The following is a 20,276-nucleotide window of genomic DNA, read 5'->3' on the forward strand; positions in this document are numbered from 1 at the left end:
TGCGCTTATTGCGCCCCCCGGCACTCCCCTGTCGTATAATGGTAATACCACGGACTCTGACTCCGTTAATTGAGGTTCGAATCCTCACGGGGGATCCAAAAAGCGGGGGATCATTGTGGGCGAAAACAGACTGGTTCTGGCCAAGTGACACAGATGCGCGAGCCAGAAAACGGGACCGATACTGTCAGCGCGCCTGCAGGTAAAGACGCCGACAATATAACCATTAGTTTTTCCCTTGGTCTTGCAGATTTTCTGGCAGCACATGACATTTCGATTGGGTTCACTTCCTACCAGACTGGCCGGTTGTATCTGGTCGGTCGCGGAAGCGATGGAAAGCTGGCAGTCCATGAAGCGCTTTATCCGCAAGCCATGGGCGTTACAGCCAACACCCAGCGCATATATCTGGGATCTCTAACCCAGGTCATTCGGCTTGAAAATGTCCTTCCACCGGGGCAACTTGTCAACGACACCCATGACAAAGCGTTTGTTCCACGCAATATGCAGACAACCGGCAATGTCGATATTCACGAACTGGGTATTCGCCAGGATGGCCAGATCATCTTCGTCAATACGCTGCACAATTGCCTCAGCATCCCGAGCGTCACCCATAGCTTCAAACCGATCTGGAAGCCTGATTTTATCTCTGAAATCGTGACAGAAGACCGCTGTCATCTGAACGGTTTGGCGATGGTGGATGGCCAACCCAAATATGTCAGTGCGGTGAGCCGTTCCGACAAGAAAGACGGATGGCGAGATGACCGGCAAGCGGGCGGAATTATCATCGATGTTGAGACCAACAAGATACTGGCTGATGGATTATCCATGCCCCATAGCCCGCGATTTCATGTCGGGCGTGTATGGTTGTTGAATTCCGGCACAGGCGAACTGGGTTGGCTGCACCCTACGGACCATGCGTTCACGCCGGTTGCTTCTTTCCCCGGGTTTTTACGCGGATTAGACTTTCACAACGACCATGCTTTTGTGACCCTGTCAAAGCCGCGCAACGGCCGGTTTGAAGGCTTGGCGCTGGACAAGATACTGCAGCAAAATGGGCAGGATGCCTGGTGCGGCATCCAGATATTGTCTCTTGCCACCGGCGAACTCGCGCAATGGTTGCGTTTTGACGGAGCGATTACCGAGTTGTTTGACATCTGTATTCTGCCCGGTGTCGCTAATCCCATCACTTTGGGTCCGCAGTCGGCTGAGATCCGTGATTTTATCACCATTGAACAACCGGATTGGTAAGGCTGTACTATTGATCTGCGATAACTGGCATCCAATCCGACAATAAATTCGCGTCAGCCCTTCAAAAAATGGCGAAACAACCGTCCAACTTGGCAGGACCAATGATTGGGAACGGAAATATGGAACAACTACAAAGCATTGATGGTTTTACCACGCCACTGCCTGACAACAGAAAAGTTGCACGTGAAATTGTCGAAGCAGAAATTTTTGTGAGACAGTCTGATTCTCAGCTATTCCGTGCAACCTTGTCTGATCTGTCCGTGTCCGGTTTCAAAATGAACAGTTACACTGAACTTGACGGGAAGAAGCCTGTCTATATCCGATTGCCGGGAATCCAGACCCTAAGCGCGACAATAAAATGGTCCGATCATGAGGACTATGGCTGCGCTTTCAAAGATGATCTGCATCCCGCCGTGCTGCAACATTTGGTCAATAAGCTCCGCGAATTTGGATGAACGATCGGTGACGCTGGTGACCCGTTACTCCGCCTCACCGGTTGTGTCGTACTTCATCTCAAGATAGCGGCCACGGATTGAAAGATTATCAATATCACCCTTCGCTATCTGCTGGGTAACGCCAGAAATCTCTTTCTCAATCAAAGAGAGGCCGCTGATTAACTGCTCGTCTGGTGATTTGCCGGTATCGTTGCTCTTCTTCCGCATCGACGCCGGAATTGCGCGATAGCCAGAGATGAGTTCGGGCAGATGCTCACCCATTAACTTGCGCACTTCATAGGCCGCTGGCTCTGCTTCATCGAGCTTTTGCAATTGCGGCGAAAGCATATCAAGCTGGGTACCAATGTCGTTTACGATCTTCACTGCCGGCTTTGGCAACGCCAGCCGTTGGCTTTCAAGCCAGATTTCGGTCTTCCCGGCCAGTGTTTTCAGATCCGATTGCACCAGCGTTTCTGGCGTCGGGATTTTCATTTTCGGAAATTTCATTGCGGCCCAGATTCCGCCAGCGATAAGGCCGGCAGAAATCATCACACCCCAAAATCCAATGCCATTTAATATTCCGCCGACAATACTGGCACCAACCAGCACGCCCGCGGTGAGCAGTGCAGCGCGCGCCAGCTTCTTGCGAAAATAACCGCGCTTCAGCCCCTTGGATCGCTCGCCTATGGATTCTGCAAATTTATAGCTGCGATAATAGTTCGCGGCATTATCATAAATTTGCTGATTGCTTTCGCTCATTCGCCTTATTCCTCAAGCGCGCTCAAAGGGTTTTCGGATGGGGCTTCCAGTGCCGCCTTGTCTTGCCCTTCGGCGCGGGCAATATAGCCCTTGGATTTCTCAATCTCACCAGATAGCGAATTGACAGTGGTTTTCATATTTTCCAGCGCCTTGATCTTGAACGTGTCAATATTGTCCATCGTGTCGTAGACATTCTGGAACGCCCGTTGCAGCGTTTCGAGCGGGATTGTTGCCGATGCGGCTTGCTCATGAATCTGTGCGGTTTGGTTTTTCAGCATATCGCCTGTGCTGTCGATTATGCCCGCCGTTGTCGTGTTCAGCGAAGTGATCTGATCAAGCACCAGCTTCTGATTGGTCAGCGCCTGTGCGACCGTCACACCCGTACGCAATGCGCTAACGGTTGTTGTGCTCGCCCGGTCCACACCTTTGACCAATTCGACATTGTTTTTCTTGACCAGATCGAGAGCAAGATAGCCCTGCACCGTCACCGCCATCTGCGTGAGCAAATCCTGCGTTCGCTGGCGTACATAGAAAAGCGCACTTTCCCGGATCGCCTTGGCCTTTGCAGGGTCGCTGGCATCCAGTTCGGCTGCTTTGTCTTCCAGACGCTGATCCATTACCTTGGACACGTGGATCATCTGCTCCAGTCGCCCCATCGCTGCCCAGAGATTTTTGCGCTCTACATCGATCGCGGCATTGTCCATCAGCAGTTCGTCTTTTCCGCCCTGCAAGCGCGTCAATATCGATGAAATATGGCCTTGCGCACTCTTGTAGCCGTCAAAATAGTTGCGCAGCTTGGAGCCGAAAGGGATGATTCCGAAAAGCTTTCGCGGTGCCAGAAGATTGCCGCGCTTGCCGGGATCGAGATCTTCTACTGTCCGTCTAAGTTCAGTCAGATCCGCACCGATGCCGGATTCTTCATCCATTGTGCGGATAGGACGATCCAGAAAGCGATTGGACTGTCCAGCAGCATCGGAAATTTCCTTGCGACCCATATTGGTAATCTGATCGACTTTCTTACCGAATTCGGGGCTATTCTCATCCTCAGCCACGAGATCATCAATAAAGCTGTCGACTTTCTCTTCCAGTTTGGACTTAACTTCATCACCAACCGGAACCAGCCCGGCGGCCTTTGTCGGCGCAACGGCCACAACCGGCTCAGGTGGTGTCAGGGTTAGGTCTTCGGTCTTTGTCGTTGTCTCGATCGCCATCGGCTTGTCTCCATGTCGCTGTCTCCAATGCAGCACTCACCTCATAAATGGATGCAAATGCAGCACTTTTCAAGCGTTTCTCTACTGTATTATAAAAATAATACAGTTATTGCAAGATTGCGCCCAACACTGCACGTATTTCCATTCGCCTGGCCAGTGACTTAGTGGATCTTAGTCGATCAGCCTTGCAGTGCCAGTTCAACGCTTGGCGCAATCCTCTCAACGATCACATCAATACCCTCAGCATTGGGATGAATACCATCGGGCAAAATCAGATCGGCCCTGCCCACGACCCCATCCATAAAGAAAGGATAGAGGTCTGCTTCATATTTTTTTGCAAGCGCTGGATATATTATGTTGAACTGATCACTGAATTCTTTGCCCAGATTTGGTGGCGCCAGCATACCGGTCAGCATTACCGGAATGTCCCGATCCGCGAGCTTTTGCACCATCGCATCCATATTCGCTCTGGTTTCCGAGGGTTTCAGTCCGCGCAGCAAATCATTGCCACCCAGTCCCAGTAGAACCAGATCCGGCTTCCTGCTCAAACTATCCAACACAAAATCCATCCGCCGTAGACCAGCAGCTGTGGTATCACCCGACACCCCGGCATTATGCACTCTTACATCCTGCCCAGTATCATTAAGCGCTTTCTGCAACTCCGGGGCAAAGCCTTCATTGGGCGCCAATCCATAGCCAGCATATAGACTGTCGCCAAAGGCCAATATCAGCGTTTTGGCTTCGGTGGCAGGCTGGTCAGAACTTTCAACAGCTGTTTTTTCGGGTTCAGCCGAAGCATTATTTTCTGGTGCTGCTGAACCACATGCAATCAGAAGTTGAAGAATTGCAAAGCAAAACCCATATGTCATAAACCTGTTCAACATTGGATAAACCTTCCCACCATGTTACAAAAAACCGCCGCAGCCAGCGACGCCACAAATTCCAAACCCCATATTGCCATTGAAGCGCATAATGTCACCCTCTCTTTGGGTGAAGGTGAAGCAAGGGTCGATATTCTAGGGGGCATCAACCTGTCGATTGAATCTGGAACGACGGTGGCCTTGCTAGGACCATCTGGATCAGGCAAATCCTCATTAATGGCGATTTTGTCAGGATTGGAGCGCGCGACGGGCGGGACGGTCAACATTGCCGGTGCTGACTTTGGGGCAATGAACGAGGATGAACTTGCGATCGCCCGCCGCGGAAGGGTCGGGATTGTTTTGCAAGCCTTTCATCTGTTGCCCACAATGAGCGCGCTCGAAAATGTTGCAGTGCCGTTGGAACTGGATGGACAATCTGATCCCTTTGCAATCGCTGCCAAAGAACTCGAAGCCGTTGGCCTGGGTGATCGGCTTGGCCACTACCCGACCCAGCTATCGGGAGGCGAACAGCAGCGGGTTGCCATTGCAAGAGCCATGGCATCGCGTCCGTCCATTATCTTTGCCGATGAACCAACTGGGAATCTGGATGGGGCGACAGGTGAAATAATCATAGAGCTTTTGTTCGAACGTCAGAAAGCGAACCAGGCGACTTTACTAATCATCACGCACGACCCGGAGCTCGCCAAGCGTTGTGACCGGATTATTGAGTTACGTGACGGTATGATCGAGAAAGACAGCGCAGCGTGAGCGCCAGCCTTTCCAAAGCATGGACTATCGCTAGGCGTGATTTGCGAGGCCGGTTTGTCGGCCTGCGCCTTCTTATCATCTGTCTGTTTCTTGGCGTCGCAACGCTCGCTGCCATAGGCAGCCTGACCAGCGCGATCACGGATGAACTCGCCAATCGTGGCCAGTCAATCTTGGGCGGAGATCTTGAAATATCAGTCGCCCAGCGCGAAGCGACACCAGCGGAGCGGGAGACACTTCAGTCCGCCGGTGAGCTTTCCGAAACCCTGCGTATGCAGGCCATGGCAAGATTGCCGGATGGCAGTGATACCCAGCTGGTCGAGCTGAAGGGTGTTGACACGCCCTATCCGCTATACGGCGATTTCACGCTACAAGACGGGACAATCGCTCCGCCATTGGGCGCCAGAGAGATTTACGTTACACCCGCGTTGATTCAGCGTCTGTCCTTAAAGACAGGCGACCAGATCGAATTTGGAGAAGCCACATTTACGGTGACCGGGATCATCGGTGATGAACCTGATCGGTTGAGCGAGGGTCTATCCCTTGGGCCAGTAGCGATTACGTCCCTGGAGAGCCTGCGTGCGACCAATCTAATCCAGCCAGGCAGCCTGTTTCAGAGCAAATATCGGCTGAAACTACTGGAGGCCGTTGATCCATCTGAACTGGGTGAGCAGTTGGAGAAAGACTATAAAAATGCCGCCTGGGAAGTAAAAACCCGCGATAATGGCGCACCGAGTACCCGGCGCTTCATTGAACGTATGGGCCAATTTCTGACGCTTGTCGGACTCGCATCCCTGGTCATCGCAGGCATTGGTGTCGGTAACGGCGTTGCCTCCTATCTTCGCGGCAAACAGGGAGCGATAGCGACGCTGAAAATATTGGGCGCAGATAGCGCGATGGTCTTTCGCATCTATATGTTCCAAATTTTGGCGGTGGCGCTGGTCGCGATTGTCGCAGGCTTGATAATTGGAGCACTGGCACCGCTCATCATCATTGAAGTGGCAGGAGATGTCCTGCCAATCAGACCGGAATTTGCGCTCTATCCCTTGCCGCTGCTCGTCAGCGCCGCCTATGGTTTGCTCATTGCGGTCATTTTTGCGCTGCCGCCGCTATCGCGTGCAAAACTGATACCTGCCGCTGGTCTTTTTCGTGGTGAGAGCCGATCATGGCGTCAGATTGACAAGCAGACTTGGGTTGCAGTCACACTTGCGGTTGGTGCAATCGTAACACTTGCCGTCGGCAGCGGACGCGAACCGATATTCTCGCTCGCCTTTATTGGCGCTGCTCTTGGAATATTGGTGCTGCTAAGCCTGCTCGGTATATTGATCCGCTGGCTCGCCAGCAAAGCGCCGCGCCCGAAGCAACCGTTGCTACGACTGGCGCTCACAAACCTTCATCGACCCGGCTCACAAACTGGCCAGTTGGTTGTCGCCTTGGGTCTCGGGCTGACCCTGTTCGCCACACTTGCCGCGATCCAGACCAGCCTGACCAATGAAATCCGGCTGAGTGTCCCACAACAAGCTCCGAATTTCTTTGTTCTCGATATTCCCGTGGAGCGCGCCGATGAGTTTAAGACCCAGGTCACCGCCAGTGCGCCTGAGGCGGAGATAAATATAGTTCCAACCTTGCGCGGTATCATCACTGAATATGGCGGACAGGTCGTGTCGGAACTGGATGAACTGCCGGAAGGTGCGTGGGTCTTGCGCGGTGATCGAGGCCTTACCTATAGCGCTGAGCTACCAGAAGGCAGCGAGATTGCTGCGGGCGAATGGTGGCCGTCGGACTATGATGGACCACCTTTGGTTTCGGTTGATGAAGAACAAGCGCTGGCATTGGGGCTTGCTGTGGGAGACAGTTTGACTGTCAGCCTGCTAGGCGTTGAGATAAAGGCCAAGGTCGCGTCATTGCGGACCATTAATTGGCGCAATTTCGGATTTAACTATGTACTGGTTTTTCCGCCCAATATTTTGGCTAATACCCCCCATAATGTTGCCGCGACTATCCAGATCGATCAGGCCAGAGAAGATGGTTTGCTGGGTTCCTTACCACGCGAGTTTCCGTCCATCTCAATGGTCAAAGTAAAAGAGATAGCCTCGCAAATCGGCACGATATTGGATCAGATGGCAACTGCCATTGCCTCTGCCGCATCGATTGCGATTTTCTCTGGTATCGCCGTACTGATCGGCGCGATCGCAGCGTCGCGGCAATCCCGCGTCTATGACAGCGTCATTCTGAAACTGCTAGGCGCAACCCGGTCGCAGATTTTGTCGGCACAGGCGATTGAATATGCAGTACTGGCTTTGCTGTTATCTGCCGTTGCCTTGGGCCTTGGTTTGCTCGCGGGCTGGTTTGTCATCACGCAGATTTTCGAGTTTACCTGGCAACCGGACTGGATGGTGGTGATGGTCACTCTCGCCATTGGCGCGATTATGACATTGGGCATTGGACTGTTGGGATCGATACCCGTCTTATCGGCAAAACCTGCAAGGGCGCTTCGTGAACTCTAGTTTTGCGATTCTAGAGCTTCGAAAGGCGCACCGCCAAGGGAGCCGACAGGACAAGGCTGGACAGATGATAGAATAATAACGGGATCAGCAGTAGTCCCGCGGATTCTGCTGGAAACAAAATGGCAGCCAGCGGTGCTCCAACCGCAATGCTTTTCTGTGCGCCGCCAAACAGCAGCGCCTTTCGGTCATTTATCACAAATGCCGAGATACCGCCGAGGAGCCAGGCCCCGCCAAACGCGAAGATAAGCAGCGCACCAATCGCTACAGCAACGATCAGAAACTGATTGCCTGGAACCTGATTCCAGATGCCCGCCGCAACGGCACCGGAAAACGCAACATAGACTGCCAGACTGATAGCAATTTTATCGGACCACCCCACTATCCCGCCATATTGGGCCACCCACGGCCGTGCCCAGCGTTGAATGAGCTGCCCGATGACAAATGGCAGCAGCAACATGGTGATGATTTTTATGAATGAAGCGCCTGTAATTACAATTCCAACCGAGCTGGCCAGCAACGCAAAAAACACCGGTGTGATCACGATGGAAGACAGATTTACCGTCGCAGCGGCAACCACTGATGCTCCCACATTGCCTTTTGCGATTGCGGTATAGCTTGCCGCCGACTGAATTGTTGAGGGAAGACAGCCGAGATACAAGAAACCAACCGCGATCATCGGTGCAATATATCCATCGAGAATTTGCGACAGGACAAGTCCAGCCACCACCATTGCACCGAAGACAAATCCGAAAACGGCAGATTGCAAACGCCAATTGCGGAAACCCGCTACAACCTCCTGCCGATCCAATCGGACTCCGTGAAGCAAAAATATCCAGAATATTCCAGCAGACACAGCAAAAGCCGCGATTGGTTCAGCTGATCCGCGTACCGGAACCAGCGTTGCGAGAAGCACCGAACCTCCCAGCAGCCAGATAAACTTATCATTCAGGATCAGTCTTATGGTTTGCATTGCGCCTCTGCCAATGCGCCAGTGGGCAATCGGACGCAAGTCCAACAAACGGTAATTAGAGAATGATCACAAGAAGATGCGTCTTTCCAAATGTTGCTCAATAGCTGAACGGCAGGAATGCTGATGGGAGAGTGCATACCAATAAGCTCCTGGAACTGGATTCGATACCTGATCGCTCGTGCTATAACCATAGACTGCATCAAACCCGGTTTCTGATGTTGCGGCGCAGCACGAAACAGGTTAAGGGCGCTCCCAATATAAGGCGCGGTACATTAACCCCCTTTCCTCTCTTACGGCAGAATTTGATATGTCTCTTCGCAATATTGCTATTATCGCGCACGTTGATCATGGGAAAACAACCCTTGTGGACCAGCTTTTCCGCCAGTCCGGTACATTCCGTGACAATGAACGGGTCGAAGAGCGCGCCATGGACAGCAACGATCTGGAAAAAGAACGCGGCATCACGATTCTCGCCAAATGTACCAGTGTCGAGTGGAAAGGCACGCGAATCAATATTGTCGATACGCCGGGTCACGCTGACTTTGGAGGCGAAGTGGAGCGTATTCTTTCGATGGTTGATGGCGTTATTCTGCTCGTCGACAGTGCTGAAGGCGCAATGCCGCAGACGAAATTCGTGACCGGCAAAGCGCTGGCACTTGGTTTGAAACCCATCGTTGTCGTCAACAAGATTGACCGCCCGGATGGCCGTGCAGAAGAAGTACTCGATGAAGTATTCGATCTCTTCGTCAATCTTGATGCCAATGACGAACAGCTGGATTTCCCATCACTATTCGCCAGCGGTCGCAATGGTTATGCTGGTGATACACCCGAAGTTCGCGAAGGTGATCTGTCGCCACTTTTCGACAAGATTGTCGAGCATGTGCCAGAGCCGGATGTGAACCCGGATGCGGACTTTAAATTTCTCGTCACCCTGCTCGACCGCGACAACTTCGTTGGCCGTATCCTGACGGGTAAGGTTGAAAGCGGGAAAATTGACCTGAACGCACCAATTCATGCGATTGATATGGATGGCAATGTCGTTGAAACAGGTCGCGCGACCAAGATCATGGCCTTTCGCGGACTGGAGCGCGTCCCCGTGGAAAGCGCCAAAGCCGGAGACATTATCTCGCTGGCCGGCCTCACCGAAGCAACGGTTGCCAACACCATCTGCGATCCCTCGGTCACCGAACCGATTGCCGCACAACCAATTGATCCGCCGACACTTTCAATGAACTTCGCGGTTAATGACAGTCCCATGGCCGGTCGTGAAGGCGACAAGGTGACCAGCCGTATCATCCGCGATCGTCTTTTGCGCGAAGCGGAATCCAACGTAGCGATCAAAATCACCGAAAGTGATGAGAAAGATAGCTTTGAAGTTGCCGGTCGCGGCGAATTGCAGCTGGGCGTTCTTATCGAAACCATGCGCCGCGAGGGTTTTGAACTTTCCATCTCGCGCCCACGTGTTCTTTATCGTCAAGAAAATGGCGAGCGCCAGGAACCCTATGAAACCGTGGTCATCGACGTCGATGACGAACATAGCAGCACCGTCGTTTCGAAAATGCAACGCCGCAAGGCCGAGCTGACCGAACAGCGTCCTTCCGGCGGCGGCAAAACTCGCGTCACCTTCTCTGCACCATCACGCGGTCTGATCGGTTATCATGGCGAGTTTCTGTCCGACACACGTGGCACCGGTCTGATGAACCGTCTGTTCGAAAAATACGGTCCGTATAAAGGCGTGATCGAAGGGCGTCCTGTCGGTGTGCTGGTTTCAAACGGTACTGGCACCGCGATGTCCTATGCGCTGAACGCATTGGAAGAACGCGGCATATTGTTCATCGGCGGCCAGACTCCGGTCTACGAAGGCATGGTCATTGGCGAAAATGCGAAACCGGGTGATCTCGACGTCAACCCAATGAAATCAAAGCAGCTGACCAATTTCCGCTCAACCGGTAAAGATGACGCCGTACGTCTCACCCCGCCAAAGATCATGACGCTCGAACAGGCAATTGCCTATATCGACAATGACGAGCTGGTTGAGGTGACACCTAAAAATATCCGCCTGCGCAAACGCCATCTCGATCCCAATGATCGCAAGAAAGCGGCACGCAAGGCGGAAGCAGCTTAGCGCAACAATTGTTGCATCATGCGCTGTGATGGATCATCATCAGCACATGTTAGCAACAATGAAAAAACTCTTGGATCTGGGCGTCTTATTGACGGCGTCAGTCGCACTTATATCCTGCTCCAACAACACAACTGCCGGCACGGATAGGGTCGCCGACAACAAAGCGTGTCGCGACAATCCCGTTGCCTTGCAAGTTCTCGGCTCCGGTGGTCCGATTGCCGATGATCATCGCGCTGGGGCCAGCAATGTCCTGTGGATTGATGGCAAAGCCCGCTTGTTAATTGATGCTGGCAGTGGTGCCTTTGTTCGCTATGGCGAGGCTGGAATTGACTTTGCAGATCATGATGCGATCCTGCTCACCCATCTGCATGGCGATCATGCCAGCGGCCTCCCGGCCCTGCTCAACAATGGTGCTTTTGCAAACCGGTCCGTGGACCTGATAATCGCTGGACCGAGAGGGAATGACCAATTTCCTTCAACCAGTGCTTATCTTGATTCGTTGATCGGTAAAGAGGGCGGCGCATTGCGCTATTTGCATCCCTATCTCGAAGAAAATGATGCTCTGCCCCGCTTGACAGTTGAGGACATTGCTACGGACAAAAGCGGTTTACAGACCGTTTGGAGCGATAATGGCTTGAAGGTTGAAGCGATCGCAGTTCATCATCTGGATGTGCCTGCGTTAGCTTATGTTGTCAGCGCTAATGGCAAGACAATCATTCTATCCGGAGACCAGAGCTTCTTGAGCGAAGATTTTATCGTGACCCTATCGAAGACCAAACCGGATTTGCTTGTGATGCACAATGCGATCACCATGGCAGACGGTCAGCCGCGTGGTTTGCACAGAGATCCAAAATCCATAGGGGAAACTGCGGCAGCGCTGGATGCACAAACCTTGCTGCTGACCCATCATATGCAGCGCGCTATTAAGGCGCAAAATGAGGTGAATGCTGCCATTGCTGAAAGTTACAGCGGCCCTGTTTTGTTGGCCGACGATCTATCCTGCTACCCTCTATGACCGAAAAAGGGATCGAAAGTGATGAGATTTTCAAACCTGCTCTGGGTCTTGAGCCTGATGGCCTTGGCGACCCCAGCAAAGGCGAATGACAGTAGCGCGGCAATTGGCCTGGGCGGTCTTGAGCTAAAACAGAATGATGCGATAGCGCTAGACAGCGAAGACCTGTTCCTTTCGATGGATAGGGTGACCGTCAAATATCAGTTTACAAATACCACCGATAAAGATGTCAGAACGCTTGTTTCTTTCCCATTGCCGGCACTACCCCATGATATTGATGGCCATATGGGAGATCAGAATTTTCCGGACTGGAAAGCGATAGACTTTCAGACAAAGGTCGAAGGGACCGCTGTTCCACTGCAATATCGAGACGTGGTTACTGCAGATGGAAAAGATATTACCCGGCGATTGCAGGAACTCGGGTGGCCGGTCCAATACTGGCTGGATTATGATTTCCAGAAAAAACTTCAGCAACTTCCCGAACCCGAACTGCAGGCCCTTTTGACTGAAGGTCTTTTGAAACAGTCGGCTCGTGGCAGAGAGGCTTATGCTGATTGGAAAGTCACCACCCATGTTACGCGTGAGCAGCTGTTTCCAGCCAATCAGACCATCACCGTCGAACATAGCTACAAGCCTGTTACCGGCGGCACCAATGGCGGTAATATGAGCGCCGGTGCCCGCAAAAATCCCGATGACGGATTTGGATGGTTCCAGGAGACATTCTGTATTGATGATGATTTCATTGCCGGATTCGATCGGACGTATAACCGGCGCGGCGAGTATAAGCGCGAGCAATATACGGAGCTATTTCTGGATTATCGTCTTTCACCCGGCGCGAACTGGAAAGGGCCGATCAAGAAATTCCGGCTCGTTGTTGATAAAGGAGAAGCCGCAAATATGGTCAGCTTCTGCATGGACGGCGTTCGCAAAATATCGCCGACACAGTTTGAAGTGACCAAAACAAATTTCGAACCTGACAAGGATTTAAGCATCCTTATCGTGAGATGGTTCAACTTTCCCTGATACAAAACGTCTCCGCGCAGAACCGCATTGAACATCAGGAAACCCTCTGGTAAATTCTTTTATATAAATGAGATACGAGGATTTCTTAACCACAGGTATAAGACAAATCATCAGACCATAATGCTCATATAGAACCTGATTTTGCCTGCCGCGCCATGATCAATCGTCCAAATCTTGCAAAGATCAGGTTTCTTCGTGACCTGAAGGCAGGAAAAATAGACGCTTGATTTTAGACTTTGGCGGCTTAGGCTTGCAGACGAGATAATGAAGAGGGGAAGAATGATGGAATGGATGTTGATGCCGCTCAAGCGCTATGCGGAATTTAGCGGGCGATCCCGGCGCAAAGAATATTGGATGTTTTTCCTGCTCAACATGATCGTTTTATTTGGACTGGCGATCGTTGGTGGCATCCTGGGAGCATTCACGCCGAGCGCGACCGGAGAAATGGGATTGGGCAGCGGACTGATACTTGGGCTGTTTGGCCTTTATGCTCTGGCGATTTTTATTCCTTCACTGGCGGTCCAGGTCAGGCGCTTTCATGATCAGGATAAGTCGGGTTGGTTCGTGCTGCTCGGTTTCATTCCCTATGTCGGCGGTATCGTCGTTCTAGTGTTCATGTGCCTTGAAGGGACCAAGGGCAAAAACCGCTTTGGGGACGACCCCAAAATGAGCGACAATGTCGGTGACGTGTTTAACTGAACAGAGCCTTCAGGCTTGTCAGGTGCATGTCATGCGGCTTGATTTTCCATAGGGTTGTGGCAAAGCGCCGCAACCCTTTTTTGGAGACATAGATATTATGACCGACACGCCTGACCAACCGGAAAAAGAAGCATCAGCAGAAACGAAATCCGGTGCCGACACGCCACCTGACCATCTCGCGATTAATCCGCGGAGTAAATATTATGGCGGCGAATTGCTGGAACGCGGTATCGGCATTAATTTTCGCGGAGAACGCAAGAACAATATTGAAGAATATTGTGTGTCGGAAGGATGGGTCAAAGTACAAGCTGGCAAGACCGTCGACCGCAAAGGCAATCCGCTACTGATCAAGTTGAACGGCGAAGTTGAAGCCTGGTTCGAAGATCTCGGTGACGATGCCCCGACCATCAAGAAGGGCGCTTAGAAGCGATAAGGAAGCATATGACACCCCAGCGCATTCAATATCTCATCGCGCTGGTATTCTTCCTATTGGGTGGATGGGCAACCCTATTCCCACAGCATGTCATTGATACAGTCTTTCTGCCCGAATATCGGATCGGTGGACGGATAGTGCCATTCATGATGGCTTGTTTTGGCGCTCAGGCTTTGCTCGCAGGACTATTTGCGGCCTTCGCCCGCTTCACGGCAACGACATTTCTCGTCTACGGCATTGCTCTGCTGCCCTTTTTCGGGTTCAATTATTATTTCACCTTTCACGACCCCATCTTCACCAGCATGGGTTTGATTGACGCTTTAGGTAATATCATCATGCTGGCCCTCTGCTATGTCGGATGGCGTAAGCTAAGGGCAACCGAGCAGATAGAGAATCAAAGGAATTGAGCAATGGACTTTACTGACAAGACAGTCTGGATCACCGGTGCTTCGTCAGGGATCGGTGAAGCACTGGCCAAGGCCTTTGCGGCCAATGGCGCGAATATCATATTATCCGGTCGCCGGGTTGAAGCTCTGAAAGCAGTGGCAGCAGACATAGAAACGGATACATTGCTGCTGCCTTTCGAGACAACCGACTATGACGTGCTGCCAGCCAAAGTAGCGGAAGCGCAGCAATGGAAAGGCAGGGTTGACGTGTTGATCAACAATGCTGGCATCAGTCAACGCAGCCTGGCGCTTGATACCGATCCCAATGTTCACCATCAGATCGTCAATGTCGATCTTTTGGCACCGATCTGGCTAACTCAGCTGCTCCTACCCCACATGATCAACGCCGGTGGCGGTCATGTGGTCGGCATCAGCTCTGTGGCCGGACGGATCGGTGTTCCGTTGCGCACGGCCTATTGCGCAGCAAAACATGGCCTGATCGGCTATATGGATGCATTGCGCGCCGAGACCGAAAAGCGGCATAATATCCATGTCACCAACATATTGCCGGGCTCTATCCGCACCGACGTGTCCCGCAACGCACTGACAAAAGATGGTACCAAGCGCGACAAATCCGACGCCGTAATCGACAATGGTATGGAACCTGCCGAATGTGCGCGGCAGATACTGGAAGCCGTCGCGAACAAGGTGCCAGAGCTGATTATTGCCGAAGGCCCGGAACTGATGCTGGCCCAATTACGGCAAAGCGATCCGGAAAAACTGTTCGAAATGACCGCTGGCCTTGGGGCGCAAATTGCCGAGAAATACGAGGCAGGAGACGACGAATAATGGCCTTGGTCCTGCTCGACAAAGCGGACGGTGTTGCCATCATCACGCTGAACCGGCCCGAAGCGATGAACGCGCTATCTCATGATCTGCGCGCTGAATTTTTTGATATTTGCGAAGAGGTCAAAGGCGATAGGGATATTCGGGCAGCTATTGTAACGGGCGCTGGGGAGCGTGCGTTTACTGCCGGCCTTGACCTGAAAGAATTGGGATCAACCGGCCTGGGAGCTGCGACCGATCAGAAACCGGCAAGCAACCCTTGCCGTGCTTTGGAACAGCTAGAGATCCCGGTTATTGGAGCCATTAATGGTGTCGCCATAACTGGTGGTTTTGAACTGGCGCTAGCATGCGACATTCGGATCGCTTCGACCAATGCCCGCTTTGCTGATACTCATGCCCGGGTGGGTGTCATTCCTGGCTGGGGCCTGTCGCAAAAACTGTCTCGCCATATTGGTTTGTCTCGTGCCTGCGAGCTGAGTTTCACTGGTCAGTTTGTCGATGCCGATACGGCCTGTAGCTGGGGTCTCGTCAATCATGTCTACACGCCGGAACAGCTAATCCCTTCCGCACTGGCATTGGCGGCCGACATGGCAACAATCGATCCTGAATTTCTCAAAGCCTACAAGAAGCTTATCTTCGACGGCTATGACCATAGCTTCAAGGATGCGATGGCTTTGGAGAGGCAGGTCACCAATGCCTATAATGATGATGTCAGTGCTGAAGCGGTTGAGCAGCGGCGACTGGCTGTTATCGAGCGAGGTCGATCCCTGAAGGGCTAGGGTCGTTCATCGCATGATGAAGGACACGATCTGCGCTCGTGCCAGTTTCGCTTCCCTGATCGGCAGCAGCATCCAGACATGCTGCATCTCTTCCCCGACATGTAAGGTGATTGAGTCCCCTTGACTGTCGGCCCTTTCTTTCAAGCGTAGTGCATCTGCATAGAGCAGATCATGACTGCCGGCAAAAACAGCGACTGGGGGCAATTTATCAATTTCGGCGAATAGCGGACTGACAGGAAAAACCGCCGGATCATTACCCTCGCCCGCCCAAAATTGACCAGCGGTTCGAGCACCCTGTATTGAAAGCAGAACATCGTGCTTTTCCAGTTGCTGCTGCAATGGATCGCTGGCTGTTGCATCGAGCCATGGTGACAGCAAAATAACCTTGCCTGGCATGGGCTTGCCGTGATCACGAAGCATTTGCGTGAGCCCGAGACTATATCCTCCACCCGCACTGTCACCCATGATGGTGATATTCTCGGCCCCATATTTAGCAACCGCGCGCTCATAAGCCTGTAGCACCACAGGATAGCTTTGCGACCAATCATGTTCAGGCGCCAACGGATAAAGTGGCACTGTCGCACTGGCTCCGGTCGCCTTGATCAATTTCTTGATCATCGCCCAATGGACAAATACGATCTGAAAAGCATAGCCACCACCATGCAGATAGAAAATATGCTGCTTGCTCGCCCCGACCTTAGGCTCAATCTCGTAGACCTTGTGGCCATCCATATGATGTTCGTTGATCACGCTGTGTTTCCGGAACCATCGGCCGGGACGCGCGGGACCGTTCTTCCGGTCACGGGCGAGAAACTTCATGCCGGTATCATAATCAGCCAGACGCTGCTGTACCTTCAACAAGCGCAGGACGAAATTGATGAAACGTGCGCGTTTGCTGATCACCCGGCAACAGCCTCGTGATCGGCATTGATGAAAGCGGCAATCTGCTGACGGGTTTTCTTGGCCTCGGGAATAGGAAACAACATCCAGACATGCTGCATCGCTGGAGCCTCAATATAGTCTAACGCAAGGCCCGCTGCTTCTGCCCTTTCCTTCAGTTTTCTCGCATCAGGCCAAAGCAGATCAAAAGTCCCGGTAAACACAGCAATCGGCGGCAGATTGTCCAGACTGTCAAATAGTGGGCTAACCGGCGGTGTATCAACGGTCCCGCCCTCTCCAGCCCACCACTTGCCAGCCGCGCGCAGGCCATCAATCCCCAATATCCGATCCTTTTTCGCCAAGGCCGGTTGCATTGGATCGGTCATGCTAACATCCAGCCAAGGTGATAGCAGAACCATTTTATGCGGCATCGCTTTGCCCTGGTCCCTCAGCATCTGTGTCAGACCAAGCGCAAAGCCAGCGCCTGCACTGTCTCCCATGATGGTAATATTCTCAGCACCAACCTCGTCGACCAGCGTGTCATAGACCTGCATCATCCAGTCGTAGCTTTGCTTCCAGTCATGCTCCGGCGTCAACGGATAACAGGGCGCAACCAGAGTAGCGTCGGTGCGCTGTACCAATTCGCCCAAAAGGCCCCAATATCCGGGTTGTATATCCAGAACATAGGCCCCGCCATGAATATATAATATCTGGCGATGGCTTCCGGAACGAGGCGATAATGTGAATATCGGATGGCCATCGATATTGGTTTCAGTGACATTAAATTTGCGATGCAATCCCTTGCCGGGCGCAGCAACCTTTTTCGCGCGTGCCTTTGCAATGCTGGCCTTCAGCTTCGCTTCATCGGAAAACACCGCCTTCAATCCGGTAAGCGGAAGGGCTTTGGCAAGCAGCCGGGCTCTTATACTGGCCATGGCGTGATCCTAACCCGGGTTACCCGCCATCTGCGGCACGTTGGGGTCAATTGTTACCCAGTCTTGCGAGCTTTTGGTCCAAAAATGCACCTGCGGATTGAGGTGACTGGTATCGTCCAACGTACCGGCCTTGACGAAGGTTACTCCGGGCTGTGTTGGCAAAGTAGAAAGCAATGGTGATCCGCACTTCCCGCAAAAATGACGCTCAACAATATTGCCTGTTTCACTCGTGTCTTCGTAGGTCGTCAAATCGCCCTGAATACTCAACTGGTCATTGGCAACTCCGAACAAAACCGAATAAGCGCTGCCCGACTGACGTTGACAATTTTTGCAATGGCAAACCCCAGTCATCTGCGGCTCTCCGCTGACACTGTAGCTGACCGCTCCACATAGGCATTGTCCCGTCATCGTCATTATATTTCCCCTCTATGCGGCTTTTCGTACGAAAACCGTTCCTGCTGAATATCCTGCGCCAAAAGAACAAATAAGTCCAATATCGCCGCCCGCTAGGTCCGCATTGTGCTTATGAAATGCAATGATCGATCCCGCCGAAGACGTGTTCGCATAGGTGTCCAGCACCGTCGGGCTTTCGTCATCATTGGCCTCATGACCAAGAACCCGCTGTGCAATGAGACGGTTCATCCCTGCATTGGCCTGATGCAACCACATACGTCGCAAGTCCGTGCCTTCGATGCCCAGTCTTTCGGCCTGATCGATAATCATTTGCGCGACCATCGGCACCACTTCCTTGAAAACCTTCCGGCCTTCCTGAACGAACAGCTTGTCTGCATCGTCTCGCGTTTCCGGACTGGTACGATTGAGAAAACCAAAATTATTCCGGATATTGTTGGAAAACTGTGTCTTCAGTTTGGTTCCGATAATCTCCCAATGCTTCGCAGGAGCGATATCTTTCGCTTCCACTAATATGGCCGTTGCAACGTCACCAAAAATGAAATGGCTGTCTCTGTCGCGCCAGTTTAAATGACCCGAGCAGATTTCGGGGTTGATCACCAATACGGATTTTGCGCTGCCGGAACGGATATAATCAGCTGCTGTCTGGATACCGAATGTTGCAGAGGAACAGGCGACATTCATGTCAAAACCAAAGCCATCGCCAATGCCCAGTGCATCCTGAATCTCGACGGCAATAGCGGGATAGGCCCGCTGAAGATTGGAGCAGGCACAGAGCACTGCATCAACATCTTCCGCTTTGCGCCCTGCCCGCTCTAGCGCCTGTTCGGCCGCTTTCACACCAATCTCGGCGAGGATCGATATTTGCTCGTCAGACCGTTCCGGTAACCGCGGGCACATGGTTTCGGGATCGAGAATCGGATCCTTCGAAAGCACATAGCGCGATTTAATACCCGACGCTTTTTCGATAAATTCGACCGAACTATGCTGCAGCTCCGCAACATCTCCGGCCGCAATGGCATTGGCATTTTCGCTATTGTGCAAATCGACATAGGCATTGAAACTGGAAACCAGTTCTTCATTGCTGATGCTATCGCTTGGCGTGAACAAGCCGGTGGCTGAGATTACGGGGATATTGGCATTGGTCATAGGATTAATTCTCATAAGCTTCGGGTCGAATAGTCAGATAATTTGCCCAATATCGTAAAGTCCCATGCCCTAACTAGCAAGCAGTGTCGCAGCCTGATTGCCAATCGGGTGCATCTTGCTATTTGTGCACTATGACCAAATCCGATCGCATCACATTGCATGAAAGCTGGAAGACACCGCTCGCACCCGAATTTTCCAGCGATTATATGGCCAACTTGCGGACCTTTCTGATTCAACAGAAAGAGTCAGGCAAACATATCTTTCCAAAAGGCAGTGAATATTTTCGGGCACTTGATCTGACACCACTGGGCAAGGTGCGCGTCGTAATCCTGGGACAGGATCCCTACCATGGTCCAGGACAAGCCCACGGCCTTTGCTTCAGCGTTCAGCCTGGTGTTCGGCCGCCGCCGTCGTTGGTCAATATCTACAAGGAACTGGAGAGCGATATCGGTTTGCAGCGCCCCCAGCACGGATTTCTGGAATCCTGGGCCGCTCAAGGGGTATTGTTGCTGAATAGCGTTTTGACCGTTCAGAAAGCCGAAGCCGCCTCGCATCGTGGTAAGGGATGGGAGCAGTTTACAGATGCTATTGTGCGCCTGATAGCTGCGAAAGAAGATCCAGTGGTCTTTCTGCTTTGGGGCAGCTACGCGCAAAAGAAAGCTGGCTTTGTGCAGAGCATCGAACAAGGCGGAAAGCACCTTGTGCTAAAAGCGCCACATCCGTCCCCCCTGTCAGCATATAACGGCTTTTTCGGGTGCAAACATTTCAGCAAGACCAATGCGTTTTTAGAACAGAATGGGCTAGCGCCGATCGACTGGTCATTGCCGCCAGCCTGATATATGATGGGC

21 protein-coding genes and 1 tRNA gene are annotated in these 20,276 nt (G+C 52.3%); 14 read left to right on the forward strand and 8 right to left on the reverse strand.

Annotation, left to right across the window (positions count from 1 at the left end; all coding sequences use genetic code 11):
• The first annotated feature begins 24 nt into the window (after positions 1-24).
• The 3 genes from DG177_RS05575 (at position 25) to DG177_RS05585 (ending at position 1,700) form a co-directional block, all read left to right on the forward strand.
• Positions 25-98: transfer RNA gene (locus DG177_RS05575), tRNA-Gln, on the forward strand.
• 55 nt (positions 99-153) lie between these two features.
• Positions 154-1,245, forward strand: coding sequence for a TIGR03032 family protein (locus tag DG177_RS05580; RefSeq protein WP_108810582.1), 1,092 nt, complete (start codon positions 154-156; stop codon positions 1,243-1,245).
• 119 nt (positions 1,246-1,364) lie between these two features.
• The gene (locus DG177_RS05585; protein ID WP_337658544.1) at positions 1,365-1,700 is read left to right on the forward strand and encodes a PilZ domain-containing protein; all 336 of its coding nucleotides are present in this window, start codon (positions 1,365-1,367) and stop codon (positions 1,698-1,700) included.
• A gap of 24 nt (positions 1,701-1,724) precedes the next feature.
• Here the strand turns inward: DG177_RS05585 and DG177_RS05590 are convergent, their stop codons facing one another.
• From DG177_RS05590 to DG177_RS05600, 3 genes are all read right to left on the reverse strand, one after another.
• A complete protein-coding gene (locus tag DG177_RS05590; protein WP_108810584.1) occupies positions 1,725-2,438 on the reverse strand; it encodes a hypothetical protein in 714 nt (237 codons plus the stop codon).
• A gap of 5 nt (positions 2,439-2,443) precedes the next feature.
• The gene (locus tag DG177_RS05595; RefSeq protein ID WP_108810585.1) at positions 2,444-3,649 is read right to left on the reverse strand and encodes a toxic anion resistance protein; all 1,206 of its coding nucleotides are present in this window, start codon (positions 3,647-3,649) and stop codon (positions 2,444-2,446) included.
• A 179-nt stretch (positions 3,650-3,828) separates the two neighbouring features.
• Complete coding sequence (locus DG177_RS05600; RefSeq protein ID WP_337658545.1) at positions 3,829-4,518, reverse strand: arylesterase; 690 nt, start codon at positions 4,516-4,518, stop codon at positions 3,829-3,831.
• 33 nt (positions 4,519-4,551) lie between these two features.
• Between DG177_RS05600 and DG177_RS05605 the strand changes: the two genes are divergently transcribed.
• Positions 4,552-5,277, forward strand: a complete 726-nt coding sequence (locus tag DG177_RS05605; RefSeq protein WP_108810587.1) for an ATP-binding cassette domain-containing protein — start codon at positions 4,552-4,554, stop codon at positions 5,275-5,277.
• On the forward strand, positions 5,274-7,781 hold the full coding sequence (locus tag DG177_RS05610; RefSeq protein WP_108810588.1) for an FtsX-like permease family protein: 2,508 nt from the start codon (positions 5,274-5,276) through the stop codon (positions 7,779-7,781). The genes DG177_RS05605 and DG177_RS05610 overlap by 4 nt, the downstream gene beginning before the upstream one ends.
• Positions 7,782-7,791: 10 nt before the next feature.
• On the opposite strand, the gene DG177_RS05615 is transcribed toward DG177_RS05610, so the two are convergent.
• Positions 7,792-8,751, reverse strand: coding sequence for a bile acid:sodium symporter (locus DG177_RS05615; protein WP_108810589.1), 960 nt, complete (start codon positions 8,749-8,751; stop codon positions 7,792-7,794).
• Positions 8,752-9,058: 307 nt separating this feature from the next.
• Here DG177_RS05615 and typA point away from each other — a divergent pair, with 307 nt between their 5' ends.
• From typA to DG177_RS05655, 8 genes are all read left to right on the forward strand, one after another.
• Positions 9,059-10,876 carry a translational GTPase TypA gene (typA, locus tag DG177_RS05620; RefSeq protein WP_108810590.1) on the forward strand — a complete coding sequence of 606 codons (1,818 nt, stop codon included), beginning with the start codon at positions 9,059-9,061 and terminating at the stop codon, positions 10,874-10,876.
• A gap of 58 nt (positions 10,877-10,934) precedes the next feature.
• Positions 10,935-11,891 (forward strand): MBL fold metallo-hydrolase, encoded by a 957-nt coding sequence (locus DG177_RS05625; RefSeq protein ID WP_337658546.1) that lies wholly within the window; start codon positions 10,935-10,937, stop codon positions 11,889-11,891.
• Between the two features lie 21 nt (positions 11,892-11,912).
• A complete protein-coding gene (locus tag DG177_RS05630; RefSeq protein ID WP_108810592.1) occupies positions 11,913-12,911 on the forward strand; it encodes a DUF4424 family protein in 999 nt (332 codons plus the stop codon).
• A gap of 282 nt (positions 12,912-13,193) precedes the next feature.
• Positions 13,194-13,610, forward strand: coding sequence for a DUF805 domain-containing protein (locus tag DG177_RS05635; RefSeq protein ID WP_108810593.1), 417 nt, complete (start codon positions 13,194-13,196; stop codon positions 13,608-13,610).
• Between the two features lie 97 nt (positions 13,611-13,707).
• The gene (locus tag DG177_RS05640) at positions 13,708-14,034 is read left to right on the forward strand and encodes a DUF3297 family protein (RefSeq protein WP_108810594.1); all 327 of its coding nucleotides are present in this window, start codon (positions 13,708-13,710) and stop codon (positions 14,032-14,034) included.
• A 17-nt stretch (positions 14,035-14,051) separates the two neighbouring features.
• Positions 14,052-14,450 (forward strand): hypothetical protein, encoded by a 399-nt coding sequence (locus DG177_RS05645; protein ID WP_108810595.1) that lies wholly within the window; start codon positions 14,052-14,054, stop codon positions 14,448-14,450.
• Between the two features lie 3 nt (positions 14,451-14,453).
• Positions 14,454-15,278, forward strand: a complete 825-nt coding sequence (locus DG177_RS05650; protein WP_108810596.1) for an SDR family NAD(P)-dependent oxidoreductase — start codon at positions 14,454-14,456, stop codon at positions 15,276-15,278.
• The gene (locus tag DG177_RS05655; protein WP_108810597.1) at positions 15,278-16,054 is read left to right on the forward strand and encodes an enoyl-CoA hydratase; all 777 of its coding nucleotides are present in this window, start codon (positions 15,278-15,280) and stop codon (positions 16,052-16,054) included. The genes DG177_RS05650 and DG177_RS05655 overlap by 1 nt, the downstream gene beginning before the upstream one ends.
• 6 nt (positions 16,055-16,060) lie before the next feature.
• On the opposite strand, the gene DG177_RS05660 is transcribed toward DG177_RS05655, so the two are convergent.
• Genes DG177_RS05660 through DG177_RS05675 form a run of 4 tightly spaced genes read right to left on the reverse strand, consistent with a single transcriptional unit; the run spans position 16,061 to position 19,428 of the window.
• Positions 16,061-16,957 carry an alpha/beta hydrolase fold domain-containing protein gene (locus DG177_RS05660; RefSeq protein ID WP_108810598.1) on the reverse strand — a complete coding sequence of 299 codons (897 nt, stop codon included), beginning with the start codon at positions 16,955-16,957 and terminating at the stop codon, positions 16,061-16,063.
• Positions 16,954-17,868, reverse strand: a complete 915-nt coding sequence (locus DG177_RS05665) for an alpha/beta hydrolase fold domain-containing protein (RefSeq protein ID WP_108810599.1) — start codon at positions 17,866-17,868, stop codon at positions 16,954-16,956. Before DG177_RS05665 ends, DG177_RS05660 begins: the two co-directional genes overlap by 4 nt.
• Before the next feature lie 9 nt (positions 17,869-17,877).
• Complete coding sequence (locus DG177_RS05670) at positions 17,878-18,282, reverse strand: GFA family protein (protein WP_108810600.1); 405 nt, start codon at positions 18,280-18,282, stop codon at positions 17,878-17,880.
• Between the two features lie 12 nt (positions 18,283-18,294).
• Positions 18,295-19,428 carry a beta-ketoacyl-ACP synthase III gene (locus DG177_RS05675; RefSeq protein ID WP_108810601.1) on the reverse strand — a complete coding sequence of 378 codons (1,134 nt, stop codon included), beginning with the start codon at positions 19,426-19,428 and terminating at the stop codon, positions 18,295-18,297.
• 131 nt (positions 19,429-19,559) lie between these two features.
• Here DG177_RS05675 and ung point away from each other — a divergent pair, with 131 nt between their 5' ends.
• Complete coding sequence (gene ung / locus DG177_RS05680) at positions 19,560-20,264, forward strand: uracil-DNA glycosylase (RefSeq protein WP_108810602.1); 705 nt, start codon at positions 19,560-19,562, stop codon at positions 20,262-20,264.
• Positions 20,265-20,276: the final 12 nt, after the last annotated feature.

Origin of the sequence: Sphingorhabdus sp. Alg231-15, from assembly GCF_900149705.1 — a bacterium.
Taxonomy (GTDB): Bacteria; Pseudomonadota; Alphaproteobacteria; order Sphingomonadales; family Sphingomonadaceae; genus Parasphingorhabdus.